A 17,996-nucleotide genomic window follows, 5' to 3' on the forward strand; every position below is an offset into this window, starting at 1 on the left:
GTGAAAATTATTGAAAGAGTTAAGACATATGCTTTCCGTCATTTTTTCGGAGAAGAACTGAATCGGCGCCATGTTAGTCGCAGCCGCCTAATGATCAATTTACCTCAGGCAAATTTTGTAGGAGTATTATTTGAATTTAATAATGAAGATGAGTACAATACAATTAGTACTTTTATGAAAAGCCTACAGGATGAGGGAAAACGGATACGTTCGGTGGGTTATTTTAATGGAAAAAAAATGCCACATTATTTCATGCAAAAACTGTCGAGTGACCTGATAATCCCTAAACAAGTGAATTGGTATGGAAAACCCACATCCGATTTTATTGAAGGTTTTTTACAGGAAGAATTTGATGTATTGATAGATTTTAGCAGAAGAAATATTTTGCCTCTGCAATATATAGCAGGATTATCTTCTGCAAACTTAAAAACAGGTTTGTACGGTCGTAACAATGCCATTTATTATGATATTATGCTGCATACATCACCTGAAGTCCCTTTAGATGAATATATTAATCAAATAAAACATTACTTAACTCTGTTAAATAACTAACCCATGTTAAAAAAATTTACAGGAACAGGAGTTGCATTAGTAACCCCTTTTCATAAGCACGGAACCGTTGATTTTTCCTCGCTCGAAAAATTAGTTGAACATTTGATTTCTAATGGTATAAATTACCTTGTAGTGTTAGGAACCACAGGAGAAACCGCCACATTATCATCGGACGAAAAAAATGCTGTTATTGATTTTGTAACAGACATCGTCGGAAAACGAGTACCGGTAGTTGTAGGAATGGGTGGTTATAATACACAGGAAATCATTAATAGAATGCACGATTTCAATTTTGAAAATGTTGACGCTATTCTATCGGTAACACCTTACTACAATAAACCGCAGACAAGAGGCTTGTATTTGCATTATAAAACCATTGCCGATTCCTGTCCTGTTCCGGTTATTTTATACAATGTTCCGGGACGTACGTGCGTAAACCTTACTGCCGAAACGGTGCTTACACTTGCCAATGAACACTCTAATATTATTGGTATAAAAGAGGCATCCGGCAATCTATCCCAAATCATGTATCTTATCAGGAATAAACCCAAAAATTTTCTTGTAATTTCAGGTGATGATAATCTTACTTTACCTATACTGGCTATGGGAGGAGATGGCGTAATTTCTGTGGTGGCTAATGCTTTTCCTGCTGAATTTAGCGAAATGGTTAATTGGGGATTAAAATCTAATATAATAAAAGCCAGAGAAATACATTACAAATTACAACCTTTTATGGAAGCAATATTTGCAGACGGAAATCCGGCAGGCATTAAAGCTGCACTTGAACTACTGGGAATTTGTCAGAACACCCTGCGGCTTCCTCTTGTTAAAGTAAATAAACAGGTTCATAATACTATAGATTCAATTTTAAACGATTTACTAAAATAATTTAACCCGATTATTCATGAAAAAAATCATTACCTTATTATTAATTATCTGTTTTTTTATCACAAAAAATGTGTTTTGCCAGGAAACCGTTGAAAAAATATTTCAGGGGAAAAAAGAAGTATATTTTCATTTTCCCATAACTTCCACAAATGAAATATCATATCTAACAAAAATCATTTCCATTGACAATGTAAAACAAAACACCATCTGGGCATATGCCAATAAAAAACAATTCTCAAAATTTATAAAATTAGGGTATAATTATACTATTTTACCTGCGCCCAGTTTGCTTTGCGAGCCTCATATGCTTGATAATATTGATGTTAAACAGCCCCTCGAATGGGATTTTTACCCCACATATACAGCTTATGAATCAATGATGTATCAATTCGAGCAGGAACATCCCGATATCTGCAAAATAATAACCATTGGTACACTCCCAAGCGGAAGAAAACTTTTGGCAGCAAAGATTACCGATAATCTCGATACAAACGAAGATGAACCGGAATTTTTGTACACATCGTCAATGCATGGTGATGAAACCACCGGTTATGTACTTATGCTTCATTTAATTGATTATTTATTAAATAATTATACATCTGATCCACGAATTACGAACATGGTAAACAACATGGAAATCTGGATTAATCCGCTTGCAAACCCTGATGGTACTTATGCTGGAGGAAACAGTACGGTTAACGGAGCAACCCGTTCAAATGATAATGGAGTTGACCTGAACAGAAATTATCCTGATTTTCAAAATGGTCTTCACCCAGATGGCGAGGAATGGCAACCCGAAACAATTTTATTTATGGACTTTGCATCTCAACATCATTTTGTTATGGGCGCAAACTTTCATGGTGGTGCTGAGGTTTTCAACTATCCATGGGATACCAAGTCTGAATTAACAGCCGATAACAACTGGTGGGTTTTTGTAGGCAGACAATTTGCTGATACTGTACATGAAAACGCTCCCAACGGTTACTTTGTTGATTTGGAAAATGGAATTACAAATGGCTATGCATGGTATGAAGTTGACGGAGGAAGACAGGATTATATGAATTTTTATCACAATTGCAGAGAAGTAACCATTGAACTTTCAAGCACAAAGCTATTAAATGCTTCCCAACTTCCCGCATACTGGAATTATGATTATCGTTCGTTCCTCAATTATATGGAGCAATCACTTTATGGAATCAGGGGTGTGGTTACTGATGCCGTTACTGGTCTTCCTGTTTGTGCTAAAGTATTTATCCCCGGGCATGATGATGATAGCTCCTTTGTTTATTCTTCAACAGAAAGTGGCGATTACCATCGTTTGATTAAAGCAGGAAGCTATAATCTTACGTTTTCAGCCCCCTGTTATGAATCTTTTGCGGTTAACAATATTTTTGTTAGTGATTTAAACACTACCATAGAAAACGTTCAACTTCAACCTATACCAGGATTATCTCCCTCATTTGAAGCTTCCAAAACTAATCTGGCAAATGGCGAAACTATTACTTTTTCCGACCATTCGTGTGGAAATCCCGTTTCCTGGTCATGGACATTCGAAGGAGGAAATCCGGCAAGTTCAACCGAACAAAACCCAGCCGTTATTTATTCAACCAATGGCACTTTTGATGTTACACTGGTTATTTCTGATGGCACAAATTCACAAACGTTGGTTAAGAACGATTATATAACCGTAGCAAATACCATTATAATGCAAAATGGAACAATAACCACCTGTTCGGGCAATTTCTATGACACTGGCGGCGAATCAGAAAGCTATAATAATAATGAAGATTATACCTTTACAATACTGCCCGTTACTGCTACCGGAAAGGTTAAAGCAGAATTTACTTCATTTGACGTTGAATACGATAATAGTTGTGATTACGACTGGCTAAAAATTTACAATGGGACATCGGTTTCCGCAGCTTTAATAGGAACCTTTTGCGGGACTAACAGCCCCGGAACTGTCGTAGCAACTAATGAACAAGGTGCTTTGACTTTTTCATTCCATTCCGATTATGGAGCTACGGGCAATGGCTGGTCTGCAATTTTGAGCTGCGACGATTCTATGGGCACTGGTGATGAAGTTCCTTCTTCTGTAAAAATTTATCCCAATCCCATAACTCAGGATAAACTGTACATCGAAGCTCCGTTTGTTATTAATTCCGTTCGTCTGTTGGATATTACGGGTAAAATTGTAGCTGCTGCAAATCCGGAAGCGATGAAAACACAGTTAAATGTTGCTTCGCTGTATTCAGGAATTTTTATTGTTGAAATAACTTCGGGAAATTTTAAAAATTTTAAAAAAATTCAGGTTATCAAATAAATAAAAAGCCGGAAATTTTCCGGCTTTTTTATATCCTCATACCACTGCTTAAACCAAAACGGAAAACAAGCATTAATGCAAAGCACAAAATCAAATATTTCCATTCAATTGTAAAAGTTTTTTTCCCCTCATCAAAATACATTTCGGGGAAGGAATGTTCACGGGAAAACATCGGTATAATGATAAATAAACCCGAAAAAAGTATACTAAAGTCATGCTGGGCATAACGTTCGATAAAACTACTAGGATTGTACGGAATTTTTAAAATGCTAACGATTGCTATTCCAAAAATCCAGGGTAAAAAAAACTGGTTCAGGATAAATGAAAGATGTTGCTGGGGGTACAGCATGTTATAATAAGTATTGGCTGAATAAAAACTAAGTTTTGAAATCATTAAACCGGTTATCAGAAGGAGGATTATTCCGGCAAGACCTACAAATAAAAGTGTGGAGTCATTCATATATAGCCACCGTTCCACATTTCCAAACCCCTGGTTTATAAAAGTGCCAGTAGCAATCGCACCTATCGAAAGTGCCATTCCATGAATAAAACCCCACAAAAAGAACATTTTTAGAATTCCATCAAAATGATACACCTTTAAGTATATAATGAGAAAAACAAGAGCCGTTGTCAATGCAATAAAAGGTCCAACAGAAAAGACGACTCTCACCTGATCAAACCACCATTCGGAAGGTGAAGCCAGAAAATCAAGTTTATAAAAATAAATAGCCGAATTTATGTTAAATGTCTTTGCGGCTATTGCCCCTGAAAGTTGCGTAATAAAATATAAAACAAGGTAAGAAATAATATAAAACAAGGTAGAGTTAACAATAATAATCCAACGGTTTTTACCTGTTTCAAATATTCGATTACGGTAAGGGGAGTGCATTGTTAAAATTTCGAAATATCGGGTATTCCATCAGCGGAATATTTAGCATTCTCAAGATTTTTCTTGATTTCAGAGTAGGCATTTATTGTATATTCCACATCTTCCTGTGTGTGTACGGCAGTAGGAATCAAACGAAGGAGAATTATTCCCTTGGGAACCACCGGATAGGTAACTACTGAACAAAAAATATTATAATTTTCGCGTAAATCAATAGTTATTTGAGTAGCTTCGGATACACCCCCGGACAAAAATACAGGTGTAACTGGCGATTGGGTATTGCCTATATTAAACCCTTTTGTTTTAAGTCCGTTTTGCAATGCGTTGACAATTTTCCACAACTGATTTTTTAGTTCGGGTTTCGTGCGCAGCAATTCCAGTCGTTTTAATGCTCCTATCACCATAGGCATAGGTAATGATTTTGCAAAAATTTGCGAACGCATATTGTGCTGGAGGTAATTGATTATTTTTTTATCAGAAGCAATAAATCCTCCTATTCCAGCCATAGCCTTGGCAAAAGTGGCAAAATAAAGGTCTATTCCGCTTTGAACACCAAAATGTTCACCTGTACCAGCGCCGGTTTTTCCCATTGTTCCAAAGCCATGTGCATCGTCAACAAGTAAACGAAAATTGTATTTTCTCTTCAACGCAACTATTTCATCCAGCTTACCCAAATCTCCCGACATACCGTAAACTCCTTCGGTAATCACCAGTATGCCCCCGCCAGTTTCCCATGCAAGGCGGGCAGCCCGTTGCAGTTGTTTTTCCATGTTTTCTATGTTGTTGTGGGGATAAACAAACCTTTTCCCAAGGTGCATTCTTAACCCGTCTATTATACAGGCATGTGCTTCTGAATCGTATACTACCACGTCTTTACGATCGAGCATGGAATCAATAACAGAAATCATACCCTGGTATCCGAAATTCATGAGGTATGATGACTCTTTACTTACAAATTCGGCAAGTTCTCTTTCCAATTGCTCATGGTAATCGGTTTGCCCTGACATCATTCTGGCACCCATTGGAGTAGCCAGCCCCCATTTTGCTGCGGCTTCAGCATCCACTTTACGCACTTCAGAATGATTAGCAAGTCCGAGATAATTGTTCAAACTCCAAATCAGTCGTTCTTTGCCACGAAAAATCATTCGGTTCGAAATTTCTCCTTCCAATTTTGGAAACATAAAATATCCATCTGCCTGTTGCGAAAACTGACCTAAAGGTCCTGGATTACCTAAAACTTTTTCAAAAATATCCACGTCGTAAAAATTAAGGGTTAATTAATGTGCAAAACTATAATTTCTATATTTTACCGGCAAGTTTTTTAACAGTAACCTGCAATAAAACTATTTAAAACGTTAGGTTTTAGAAAATAAGATTATTGGATATTGTATCCGCTTATTTTTTCAATACTTTTTGCCCAGCTACTCTTTTCCCGTTTACAAAAGCTACGATAAATGCATCGGGAACTTTTGAATGTTTTAATTGTTTGCAAAGCAGCTCAGCCTCTCTATAGCTGGTATAAACTCCGGCATAATACCTGTAATATCCCGCAGAGTATTCCTCAGAAATTTTTTCAGTAATTTCAAATTTTTCTATTATTATATGAAGTGGCATTTGCTCTTTAGCGGCAAGGATTTGTACCGCAAATAAAGTGCCATTGTAATTGTCAAGCCTTATTGCATTATCTGACAATATCTCTGACGGTATTTGCTTGGTTGGTTCTTTTTCTGTTTCCAGCTTCTTTGTAGCGGTTGGTTTGCCTGGGTTTCCAAACTCCATAAGTTGAGGAACATTGGATAAGTTTTGTCCCTTTTCAGATGAATATATCCTGTAAGTTCCGTTATTATTAATATTTTTATTATGTTTTAAGCTATTGAATCCCTGGCTTTCCGAAAAGCAGTACACCAACCCTACACCTAAAAACTGATACATATCATTATTTATTCCACCTTCGGTTATATCAACCTTGTCAGAATGTACCCACTGCTGTGTAGTTTCGAGAAAAAAATCCCAATTACTGTTTATTTTATATGCCATTCCCAAGCCATAACATAGAAAAGAACTTGTTACTCTTTTAGAAAAAATATTATTTGTTTCGCCCGAACTGCCTAATAAATATCCTGTTTTTGTATCTTTTAGGTCTGTCTGCCAACTTGATATTCCAAACCCTACGATAGGGTAAATCGTAAGTTTCCTTTCGTTTTCATACCCCCAAAAAAGTTTATTAAGATCAGCCGTAAAGTTTAAAGAAATATCAAAAATATTTCCTTTAACAGTTAAATCAGCAATATCATTATTTTTAAATTTCTTTTTTGAACTCTCCATTCCGCCACCTTTCATTTGTAAACGGGCATCAAAAAGTGGATGTAAATTTTTAGAAACGCCCAAAGTCCAGGCAAAACGGGTACCACCACTAAGTTTGCTAAAAAATATTTCGTCGTTAATGTCCCCATACAACTGGTTTCCCCCTATTCCGAAAAAGCCTGACCAGCCATTTTTGTACCAGTTATTTTTTGCAGTAGTTTTTGGAGTTTCGTAATCGTTAGCTGTATATTGCAAAATATCAGGTTGATTGGTTTTTCCCTTCCCTAATTCGCCATTTTTTTGAGCAAAACCCTGGAATGCAATTCCAAAAAAGAGAATAAAAATAACAACTCGACGGGGTATCTTCATAGGTAAACAGCTAAATAATTTTAATTATTTGCAATATTTTTTGATATAATCATCCGCTTCACCAACATTGAGTTCTTTTGCAGTTTGCCAGTCGTAACAAGCACCTTTTTTATCGTTCAGGAAAAATTTGGATACTCCTCTGTTAAAATAGCATCGTGCCCAATTGTTTAATAATTTATTTTCAGCGGGTTTAAAATGAATTGCCTGGTCGAAATCGTTTACGGCTCCGATATAATCGCCCAATTTATGCTTTGCATTAGCTCTCGTTGCAAAAAAAATATAATCATCTACATTAGGGTTCATAATAAAAGCCTTGTTAAAGTCGGCAACGGCGCCTATGTAATCCGCAGCACCGTATTCACGCATAGCTAAATCAAAATAGCCCTGATAATCCGTAGGGTGTGTAAGTTCACCCTGAGAAAAGGTAATAGAAGCTGCAGTACCCCAAAAATTTTTAAACGCATTAAAATCAGTTTCCCAAAAACTTGTCAGAAAATGCTTTTTTATTAAATCGGTACGCATATAGCTGTTTACAAGATAATTGCTTGAATAGCTTTTAATAAATTTGAAACGAATGTATTGCCTTCCTTTTTCTTCATGGGGCATCATGGCAATTATTAGGTTAGCGGGCGATTTGTAGTTGAGGTTGGCAGCACGAAAAGCCTGCGCAGAAATAATACCTTCAACATCCTTGTCATTATAATGGTCAATGCTGCCACTACAAACTGGGTTTAGGGCAACTGCAGTAGAAATATCATTGTCTTGTGAATCACCAAATGCGCCTTTAAGGTTAGCGGATAAAAACATATAGTAATCAAGGGTTTTAAAGGTAGTCCAATCTTGCTGAATGGAGGGAAAGCGATAGGTACCCTCCTGGTATTTTATAATTAAAATATTATAATTTTTATTGTTAATCGCTATTTCGCGCATTTCTAATTCATCAAAATTTTCCATTCCCATAGCTTTTTTCCCTTCAGGTGGTTTTTCGCCCTCGGGATCAGAATAGGGAATTTTATTCGTCGCAGATTTCCATTTTCCATTGCTCATCATTGCCCAGCCAGTAGCAGAAGTAATTCGTGCCTTAACCGGACTCAGCAAAGGCATGTTACTTTTTGAATCATTACCATCCTGAGCATAGCCACCTATGCAAAAGAGAAGCATTATTAGCAAAAGTCCAATTTTTCCCATTGGGCTAAATTTTAATTTATATTAATTATCAATAACATACACGGATGCATATAATATGCACAGTTTACTGCAAAATATTAAAAAACCGAACATAAAAGTAAAGTTTACTGAAGATTTTTATCATACGATTTTTCAAAGTTGTTAACGGGGTTTTCAACAGTTGTTTGTTGCAAATGCTTTTTTGTTTTTCAACAAATGTATGTAAATTTTGTTAATAGAGGAAACACAAAACTTTTATTATCATGAAGTCATTTATTTTATTATATTTTATGTTATCATTTTCAGCGATATCAGCACAAAATTTGAAAACTTTTCACCAGTTTTCCGTAAAAACAATTGATGGGGACTCAATTAGTCTATCTGTATTTAAGGGTAAAAAAGTATTGGTGGTAAATACTGCTTCAAGATGCGGATTTACACCTCAGTACAAAGAATTGGAAGAATTGTATGCCCAATATGGGGGAGATAAGTTTGTAATAGTAGGATTCCCCTCAAATAATTTCCTCAGCCAGGAACCGGGCAGTAATTCCGAAATAAAGGAATTCTGTAAAAAAAACTACGGAGTTAGCTTTCCCATGATGGAAAAGATTTCTGTAAAAGGGAAAAATATTCATCCATTGTATCAATGGCTTACCCAGAAGGAAGAAAATGGGGTAAGTGATGCAAAGGTGCAATGGAATTTTCAGAAATTTTTAATAGATGAAGACGGCAAATGGATAGGTGTTGTTGCTCCTTCGGAAAGTCCGAAATGTGATAAGATTATACAATGGCTTAACAACAAATAATTTTATTGATCGTAAATATCATATTATCAATTACTGATATTTCACATCAATAATTAGGTTATTCATATAAATAAAAAAAACTTTTGTTTTTAGCATCAACATTTTTTGTACGTTTGATTACATAAAAAACCACAGATATGGAAAGTATAAAAGGAACACAAACAGAAAAAAACCTGCTGAAAGCCTTTGCAGGTGAATCGCAAGCCTCAAACCGTTACACCTTTTTTGCTAAAAAAGCAAAAGAGGAAGGATACGAACAAATTGCAGCCATTTTTATTGAAACTGCTGCACAAGAGCAAACCCATGCCAAAATATTTTTCAAATTTCTGGAAGGAGGCCCGGTAGAAATAACCGCAACCTACCCTGCCGGTAAAATTGGCACAACAACCGAAAACCTGCTTGAAGCAGCCGAAGGTGAAAAAGAAGAGTGGACTATGTTGTACAAAGAGTTTGAAGAAGTAGCTTTAAAAGAAGGCTTTAAACAAATTGCTACAAAATTCAGACTAATACAGGTTGTTGAAAAACGACACGAAGAACGTTATCGTAAACTTTTAAAAAACATTGAAGAAGGCAATGTTTTTCAAAAGGAGAAAAAAGTAAAATGGGTTTGCCGCAAGTGCGGATATATTTATGAAAGCGAAAAAGCATTGAAAAACTGTCCTGCATGCGAACATCCCCAAGCATATTTTGAAGAAATTTCCGAAAATTATTAATGAAAGAAAAGAGGGAACTATCTAAAGAAAATATTCTTAACGATTTCAGGCTTGCCTGCGAAAGCAGGCAGGCAAGCCTTTTAGGTCGTCGCGAAGTACTTACCGGTAAAGCAAAGTTTGGCATCTTTGGTGACGGAAAGGAAGTTGCTCAGTTGGCTATGGCTAAGGTTTTTCAAAATGGCGACTGGCGATCGGGGTACTACCGCGACCAGACTTTCATGTTAGCGTCGGGGATGTTTACACTGGAAGAGTTTTTCGCCCAGTTATATGGAGATACCGACCTCTCTTTCAACCCATCCAATGGTGGAAGACTCATGAATAACCACTTTGCTTCCCGTAGCCTCGACGAAAAAGGAGACTGGAGGAATCTTATCGGGCAAAAAAATTCATCTGCCGATATCTCCCCTACCGCCGGGCAAATGCCCCGTTTGCTGGGGTTGGCATTGGCTTCAAAATTGTATCGAAATAACCCTGCACTACATTCATTTTCAGATTTTTCCATTAATGGAAACGAAGTAGCTTTTGGTACCATTGGCGATGCAAGTACCAGCGAAGGTCATTTCTGGGAAACTTTAAATGCAGCAGGAGTATTGCAAATACCTCTTGCAATATCCGTTTGGGACGACGGGTATGGAATCTCTGTTCCAATCAAGTACCAAACGACCAAAGAAAGTATTTCTGAATCATTGAAAGGTTTTCAACGTAAAAAAAACACAAACGGATTTCTGATTTTTACTGCTAAAGGCTGGGATTACCCTGCTTTATGTGCAATGTATGAAAAAGGAATAGCTATTTGCCGGAGGGAGCATGTACCTGTCCTGTTTCATGTTACCGAACTCACTCAACCCCAAGGACATTCTACAAGCGGTTCACACGAACGTTACAAGTCTGCCGAAAGACTGCAATGGGAAAAAGATTTCGATTGCATTTCGAAAATGAAATCATGGATATTAGAAAATTCCTATGTAACTGCCGAAATATTAGAGGAAATAGAAAAGCAAGCAATTGAAAAAGTTAAACTCGCCAGAAAAAAAGCATGGGATAATTTTAGCACTCCATTAAAGAATAAAAGAGACGAATTGCTGTCGCTGGTTAATCTCACATCTTGTAATTGTGCCAAAACAGCAAAAATTGATGCAATAAAACAGGATATTGTCCGCATGTCAGAACCTGTTCGCAAAGATATTATTTCTACAGCAAAAAAAATTCTACGGCTTATCTGCAACCAATGTAGTAATCCCTCCAACGGACTAAAAGATAGTGTAAGTCAGTGGATTAATTTACAAATGAAAGATGGTGCCCAACGTTACAATAGTTTTTTATACAGTCAAAGCCAGCAGGCAGCCCGCTTGGTAGAGAACATTAAACCGGAATATGACGAAACAACACCGGAGGTAACCGGGCGGGAAATCCTGCGCGATAACTTTGAATATATTTTTGCCAAATATCCTGAAACGATTATGTTTGGTGAAGATGTTGGCGTTATTGGCGGAGTAAATCAAACTACGGAAGGTTTACAGGAAAAATTTGGAGAAAATCGTATTTTCGATACAGGCATACGCGAAGCAACCATCATCGGGCAGGCTATCGGGCTTGCTATGCGGGGCATACGCCCTATAGCCGAGATACAATATTTTGACTATCTGCTGTACGGTTTACAGGTAATAAGCGACGACCTTGCGACGTTGCATTACCGCACCGTAGGAGGGCAAAAAGCACCTGTAATTATCAGTACCCGGGGACACCGGCTTGAAGGGATTTGGCATAGCGGTTCACCGCTAAGTATGGTTATTAATTCAATACGAGGGGTTAATGTATTGGTTCCTCGCGATATGACTCGTGCTGCCGGTTTTTATAATACCATGATGGCTTCCGACGAACCCGCTCTGATTATTGAACCCCTGAATGGCTATCGCCTTCGCGAAAAACGACCATCCAACATCGGTAAATTCCGCATTCCGGTAGGCGTGCCTGAAACTATAAGAAAAGGAAATGACGTTACTTTAGTTACTTATGGGTCATGTGTACGCATTGCACAAGATGCGGTCAACCAGTTACAGGATTTCCATATTGATGTTGAATTGATAGATGTTCAATCGTTACTCCCCTTCGATATCCACCATTCCATAGTTGAATCCCTGAAAAGAACAAACAAAATTGTGTTTTTTGATGAAGATGTACCCGGGGGAGCAACTGCTTACATGATGCAGAAAGTAATTGAAGAACAGAACGGGTATTTCTACCTTGATGCCCAACCGGTAACCTTAACAGCTAAGCAACACCGCCCGGCTTACAGCACTGATGGAGATTATTTCTCCAACCCCAATGCCGAAAATGTTTTTGAAACAGTGTATAACCTTATGCACGAATTCAATCCCACAAAATATCCTAAAATATTTTAAATATTTCAACTTTATTAAATACTAATGTAATTACATTTTTTATAAACAAACATTCTTAAAAATGAAAAAGTATCTATCCCTTATATCAAGTTTATTAATAACCATTGCAGTAATAATTGCCGCAGTAAATCTCGGAAATGCATGGAAACGGACACATAAAGGCAATGAAACCATTAGTGTAACAGGAAGTGCAAAAAGAGATTTTACATCCGACCTTATCGTTTGGAGAGGTTCTGTTTCAAAAAAAGCTCCGACACTTTTATTAGCATATTCTTCTATTAAAAATGATAATAAAATAATCAAAGACTACCTGCTTAAAAAAGGAGTAAAAAATTCGGAAATTGTATTTGAAGCTGTTAACATCGGGCGCGATTACAAAACTTCCTTTCGCCAGGATGGCACTTCCATTAACGAGCCCGATGGATATATTCTTAGTCAGAATTTCATGGTTAGCTCAAAAGAAGTGGAAAAAATCGGCGAAATTTCACGGAACATCAGCGAATTGATAGATATGGGTGTAGAATTGAATTCGCAAAATCCTGAATACTATTATACAAAGCTGGCTGAACTGAAAATTCAACTGATAGCTGAAGCCACCAAAGATGCCAAGATGCGGGCAGCCCAAATTGCAGAAAATGCAGGAGCAAAATTGGGCTACCTTCGCAAAGCTACCATGGGTATTTTCCAGATTACAGGACAAAATTCCAATGAAGATTTCTCTTATGGGGGAGCTTTTAATACCTGGAGTAAGGAAAAGTCGGCAACAATTACCATGCGTCTTGAATATGCAATTCGCTGATATTAATATTTTTTCTCAATAGTTCAATTACAGGGTAATCTCGGATCAACCAAAAAACATATGTGATTTAACAACTTTTATACAATTATTTTTTAATTTCTCGTTTTTAAGACTCACATTTGCATATTAAAGCAAAACACATATTTTATGACCTTTCTGATTATTTTAATCCTGGTTTTTTTATTTTTTCCTTTGTTTATCTGGAAAACTGCGGTACAGGCAAAACAAAATCCTTTGCTGCTTGCTATACCTTATTTTAACTACTTTATTTGGCTTAAAGTTATTAAAAAACCCTGGTGGTGGTTTATCTTTCTGTTAATACCTTTCCTGAATGCATTTATAGTGATGCTAATGCTGGTTGAAACTGCCAAATGTTACCGTAAATACGATTTAGGTCGCCAGGCATTAGCGGTTATAGTGCCTTATTTTTACATTCCTTACTTGGGTAGTAAAGAACAATACATTGACCCGGATAAGCGCGAAAAAATTAAAAAAACCGTAATTCGCGAATGGGTAGATGCTATAATCTTTGCTGTTATCGCAGCTACTATTATCCGGATGTTTCTGTTTGAAGCGTATACTATTCCCACTTCTTCGATGGAAAAATCATTGCTTATCGGCGATTTTTTGTTTGTAAGCAAAATAAGCTATGGACCTAAAACACCTAATACGCCCATTGCTTTTCCATTTGTTCATCACACACTCCCCTTAACAAAATATACCAAATCTTATTTGGAATGGTTAAAATTGCCCTATTACCGTTTTCCTGGAACAACATCCATACACCGTGGTAATGTGGTAGTTTTCAATTATCCTGATGGTGATACTGTTATCCTTGAAAGGCAAAATGAAAGCTATTACCAGGTGGTACGTGATGCTGAAAAAAGTTTCAGGGAAAATATGGGAAGCAGTTACGTTCCAGGTACAGGCTATAAAGCCGTTTGGGACACCTATCATGTAACCGCACGCCCGGTAGATAAACGCGAAAATTATATCAAAAGATGCGTCGCAATAGCCGGGGATACACTTGAAGTAAAAAACCAGATAGTTTATATTAACGGGAAGCCAGAAAATTACTTGGGAACAAAACAATTTAAATACATTGTTAAAACCGATGGAAGTCGGATCAACCCCAAAATGCTTGAGAAATTTGATATTACCGAAGAAATATACGAAGCCGGCGACGGAAACTTTTTGATGACCCTTACCAACGATGCCGTTAAAGCTTTTAAAAACCTTCCTAATGTTCTATCGGTCGAAAAATATTTACAACCTGCGGGCGAATGGGCATATTACATCTTTCCCTTCGACTCTACTTACAAATGGAATGTTGATTTTTATGGGCCGATTTATATCCCCAAAGCTGGTGTAACGGTTCCAATTACTACGAAAAACATTAGTCTGTACAGGCGAATCATAGAGGTATACGAGAATAATACACTGAAAATTGAAGGAAAGATTATTTACATCAATGGCAAGCCTGCTACTTCCTACACCTTTAAAATGGATTATTACTGGATGATGGGTGATAACCGGCACAACAGCGCCGACTCACGTTTTTGGGGTTTTGTGCCATACGATCACATTGTGGGTAAAGCGGTTTTTGTTTGGCTTTCACTCGACAAGAACAAATCTCTGTTTGGAGGTAAACTGAGGTGGAGCAAAATGCTAAGAACAATTCAATAATCTACAATTTATTTTTAATTACATTTGCAGCTATTAAAACATTCAACATGAAGAAAAATATCTTATTTATTTTTGCGGCAATTTTATTGCAATGCACTTTTACATTTGCCCAGAAGGGTGATAAAACCTTTAAAGGAATTATTACTTATGAAATCTCCTATCCTGAAAGCAATTACGACGCAGCTACCCTTGCACAATTACCTAAAATTGTGAAAACAACCATAGGAGAAACCCAAACCAAAGTAGAAATGAATACAGGGATGTATTCACAAACTACTTTTACCAATTCCGAAGCCATGACCGTGCAAACTCTTATGGATGTAATGGGGCAGAAATTCCTTATCAAACAAACTAAAGAAGAAATTGAAAAGGAAATAGCTAAAAACCCCAATCCGAAAATAGAAGTTGGGAATGAAACAAAAGAAATAGCAGGTTATACCTGTAAAAAAGCTACTATTACAACCATTGACCCTGAACAAGGCGACAAGGAAATAACCATAATAGCTTACTTCACCGAAGAACTGCGTAATGACAAAGCCAATTTTGAAGGTCATTTTCGCGGGCTTACCGGAATGCCACTCTCGTATCTCCTAGAAATGGGCGGAATGAAGATGCAATTTACGGCAACCACTGTTAAACAACAAAAGATAAGCGACAAAGATTTTGCGATACCCGAAGGTTACCAGGAAATAACACAGGAACAACTTCGCGAAATGTTTGGTGGAAACGGAGAATAACGGAAATTTATATCAAAAAAGGTTGCTCTGTTTGATAAAGGGCAACCTTTTTTGTTTTCTTTTTATCGTTTAGCAGATTATCTGCCCTTTATATCAGATGATTTATCGGCATTTTTCATTACTTTTCGTGGATTACCGGAATACGTAATATCACTGGCACCACTTGCTTTGATAGTAAGTTCACCTGTTGCATAAACTGATACATCCGACCCCCCGCTGGCATCTACAGTGCAATTTTTTATGCGTAAACCAGAGGCTTTAATATCGCAACCACCACTTGCAGTAAATGTACAATTTTCGGCTTCCCCGCTTAAAACCATATCACAGCCTCCACTGAGTTTACAATATAATTTACTTACATTACAAGTAATTTTTACATCACAGCCTCCGCTCAGGTCTGTTTGCAATGATGAGAAATTTAATTTTTGTTTCGATATAATATCGCAACCACCACTTGCTGTGATGGCATCCAGATTTTGAAAAGTACAATAAACCATCATTTTTTTTGCATTTTTGATGCTTTTATCCGAATATATACATAAAGTACCGTCTTTTACTTCCGTACGAATAAATTCAATCAGATTTTCATCCGCTTCAACCTGTAACTTTATTTCCTTTCCCTGAATAAGTTCAACATCTATTTCACCACTGACTTTTAAATCGTGAAATGATGTTACCAAACGGGTTTGCTTTACAACATTTCCGTTTCCTGTAATAAAATTGTCATTATCTACCGGTTTGGCGGATGATAAAACTGGCATAACAAATATTGCCGTTGCCAGCGAAAATACTTTAATTAAATTTTTCATGATTAATGTGTTTAAATTTTTTTTAAGACGGTTAATTTCTTTTAATGTTACAGCATAGTTGATTATTTCTATCTAAATATCAGAAATAATTATTAATAAGAAATTACAATACAATTATTTATATCATTTTATTAATTTTGACCCTACCAATTGCATTTTAATTATAAATTTGCAATTTAAATTTATTCTAAATTAATGACTCTTCTCGACCTTGAAACAGGCAAAAAAGGATTCATTACCAAAGTAAAAGGACGCGGAGCTTTTCGCAAACGCATCATGGAGATGGGTTTCCTTACCGGTAAAGAAATCACGGTGGTAAAAAAAGCACCCCTGCGTGACCCGGTAGAATACAATATTATGGGGTACAATGTTTCTTTACGTAACAGCGAAGCCGCCTTCATAGAAATTATTTCCGAAACAGAGTCAACTCAGGGTAAGAAACAACCCTCGGCAGAAAGTTTCAGCGGAGAATATGTTAAAAATCATTTATTACAATTTGATAAAGTTATAAATGTAGCCTTTGTCGGAAATCCAAACAGTGGGAAAACCACCATTTTTAACTATGCTTCCGGGGCAAAAGAAAGAGTAGGTAATTACAGCGGGGTTACCGTAGAAGCCAAAGATGCCCGTTTCCGGTTGCAGGATTATACCTTTAATGTAACCGACCTGCCTGGAACCTATTCTATTTCCGCTTACTCTCCCGAAGAACTTTTTGTAAGGGATTTTATCAGCCAGAATATGCCCGACGTGGTGGTGAATGTGGTTGATGCTTCTAACCTTGAACGTAACCTGTACCTTACCACCCAGTTAATTGATATGGATATTAAAGTGGTGGTAGCTTTGAATATGTACGACGAACTTACAAACAGCGGCAACAAGCTTAACCATAATTATTTAGGTAAATTGTTAGGGATTCCATTCGTACCCACCGTTGGCAGCCGTGGAAAAGGAATTGATGACCTGTTGCAAAAAATTATTGAAGTTCACGAAGACCGCGAAAAAACAGCACGGCATATTCACATCCACTATGGAAATGTTCTGGAAAACAGCATACGTAATATACAGGAACAGGTAAAAAAGCCCTGCAATCAACCTTTGATAGACACTATTTCATCGCGTTTTCTTGCTCTGAAACTTCTTGAAAAAGATAAGCAGACACAACATATTATTGAAAACTCCACGAATAATGCCGGAGAAATACTGAAAATTGCCGAAAAAGAAAGAAAACGCATAGTCAACGACCTGAATGAAGAGCCGGAAACGCTGATTACCGACGCCAAATACGGTTTTATTGCTGGTGCTTTGCGCGAAACACTGCAAACAAGCAGAGAAGCCAAGGTGAGCCGAAGTGAAATCATTGATATTTTCATCACACATAAAATATGGGGTATTCCCATTTTTATCGCTTTTATGTGGCTGACTTTTTATTTTACTTTTAGGTTGGGAATTTACCCCCAGCAATGGATAGAAGCTTCTGTTGATTATATTTCGGGTATATTGCAGCAATATATGCAGCCGGGTATGCTGAAGGATTTGTTTATACAGGGAATCATTA

15 protein-coding genes are annotated in these 17,996 nt (G+C 37.0%); 10 read left to right on the forward strand and 5 right to left on the reverse strand.

Annotation, left to right across the window (positions count from 1 at the left end):
* From M0R21_10515 to M0R21_10525, 3 genes are read left to right on the forward strand one after another with little or no spacing between them, the layout of a single operon-like run.
* Entirely contained in the window at positions 1 to 552 is a 552-nt protein-coding gene (locus M0R21_10515; protein MCK9618253.1) for a hypothetical protein, read from the forward strand.
* A gap of 3 nt (positions 553 to 555) precedes the next feature.
* Positions 556 to 1,440 (forward strand): 4-hydroxy-tetrahydrodipicolinate synthase, encoded by an 885-nt coding sequence (gene dapA / locus M0R21_10520; GenBank protein MCK9618254.1) that lies wholly within the window; start codon positions 556 to 558, stop codon positions 1,438 to 1,440.
* A gap of 16 nt (positions 1,441 to 1,456) precedes the next feature.
* The gene (locus M0R21_10525; protein MCK9618255.1) at positions 1,457 to 3,763 is read left to right on the forward strand and encodes a PKD domain-containing protein; all 2,307 of its coding nucleotides are present in this window, start codon (positions 1,457 to 1,459) and stop codon (positions 3,761 to 3,763) included.
* Between the two features lie 28 nt (positions 3,764 to 3,791).
* Here M0R21_10525 and M0R21_10530 read toward each other — a convergent pair whose 3' ends face one another.
* From M0R21_10530 to M0R21_10545, 4 genes are all read right to left on the reverse strand, one after another.
* The gene (locus tag M0R21_10530; GenBank protein MCK9618256.1) at positions 3,792 to 4,652 is read right to left on the reverse strand and encodes a hypothetical protein; all 861 of its coding nucleotides are present in this window, start codon (positions 4,650 to 4,652) and stop codon (positions 3,792 to 3,794) included.
* A gap of 2 nt (positions 4,653 to 4,654) precedes the next feature.
* Entirely contained in the window at positions 4,655 to 5,905 is a 1,251-nt protein-coding gene (locus M0R21_10535; protein ID MCK9618257.1) for an aminotransferase class I/II-fold pyridoxal phosphate-dependent enzyme, read from the reverse strand.
* Between the two features lie 139 nt (positions 5,906 to 6,044).
* A complete protein-coding gene (locus M0R21_10540; GenBank protein ID MCK9618258.1) occupies positions 6,045 to 7,322 on the reverse strand; it encodes an SPOR domain-containing protein in 1,278 nt (425 codons plus the stop codon).
* A 24-nt stretch (positions 7,323 to 7,346) separates the two neighbouring features.
* Complete coding sequence (locus M0R21_10545; protein ID MCK9618259.1) at positions 7,347 to 8,510, reverse strand: hypothetical protein; 1,164 nt, start codon at positions 8,508 to 8,510, stop codon at positions 7,347 to 7,349.
* A gap of 242 nt (positions 8,511 to 8,752) precedes the next feature.
* Between M0R21_10545 and M0R21_10550 the strand changes: the two genes are divergently transcribed.
* The 6 genes from M0R21_10550 to M0R21_10575 all read left to right on the forward strand — a co-directional run bounded on the left by M0R21_10550 (position 8,753) and on the right by M0R21_10575 (position 15,632).
* Entirely contained in the window at positions 8,753 to 9,295 is a 543-nt protein-coding gene (locus M0R21_10550; GenBank protein MCK9618260.1) for a glutathione peroxidase, read from the forward strand.
* Positions 9,296 to 9,432: 137 nt separating this feature from the next.
* Positions 9,433 to 10,008, forward strand: a complete 576-nt coding sequence (locus M0R21_10555; protein ID MCK9618261.1) for a rubrerythrin family protein — start codon at positions 9,433 to 9,435, stop codon at positions 10,006 to 10,008.
* A complete protein-coding gene (locus tag M0R21_10560) occupies positions 10,008 to 12,410 on the forward strand; it encodes a thiamine pyrophosphate-dependent enzyme (GenBank protein MCK9618262.1) in 2,403 nt (800 codons plus the stop codon). The genes M0R21_10555 and M0R21_10560 overlap by 1 nt, the downstream gene beginning before the upstream one ends.
* 61 nt (positions 12,411 to 12,471) lie before the next feature.
* Positions 12,472 to 13,209 (forward strand): SIMPL domain-containing protein, encoded by a 738-nt coding sequence (locus M0R21_10565; GenBank protein MCK9618263.1) that lies wholly within the window; start codon positions 12,472 to 12,474, stop codon positions 13,207 to 13,209.
* Positions 13,210 to 13,356: 147 nt separating this feature from the next.
* The gene (gene lepB, locus M0R21_10570; GenBank protein MCK9618264.1) at positions 13,357 to 14,895 is read left to right on the forward strand and encodes a signal peptidase I; all 1,539 of its coding nucleotides are present in this window, start codon (positions 13,357 to 13,359) and stop codon (positions 14,893 to 14,895) included.
* 47 nt (positions 14,896 to 14,942) lie between these two features.
* Positions 14,943 to 15,632: a hypothetical protein gene (locus M0R21_10575; GenBank protein MCK9618265.1), complete on the forward strand. Its 690-nt coding sequence runs from the start codon at positions 14,943 to 14,945 to the stop codon at positions 15,630 to 15,632.
* Positions 15,633 to 15,709: 77 nt separating this feature from the next.
* Here the strand turns inward: M0R21_10575 and M0R21_10580 are convergent, their stop codons facing one another.
* Positions 15,710 to 16,441 (reverse strand): DUF2807 domain-containing protein, encoded by a 732-nt coding sequence (locus M0R21_10580; protein ID MCK9618266.1) that lies wholly within the window; start codon positions 16,439 to 16,441, stop codon positions 15,710 to 15,712.
* Between the two features lie 195 nt (positions 16,442 to 16,636).
* Here M0R21_10580 and M0R21_10585 point away from each other — a divergent pair.
* The coding region (locus M0R21_10585; GenBank protein MCK9618267.1) for a 50S ribosome-binding GTPase at positions 16,637 to 17,996 on the forward strand (1,360 nt) is incomplete at its 3' end.

The organism is Lentimicrobiaceae bacterium, from assembly GCA_023227965.1.
Classification (GTDB): Bacteria; Bacteroidota; Bacteroidia; order Bacteroidales; family JALOCA01; genus JALOCA01.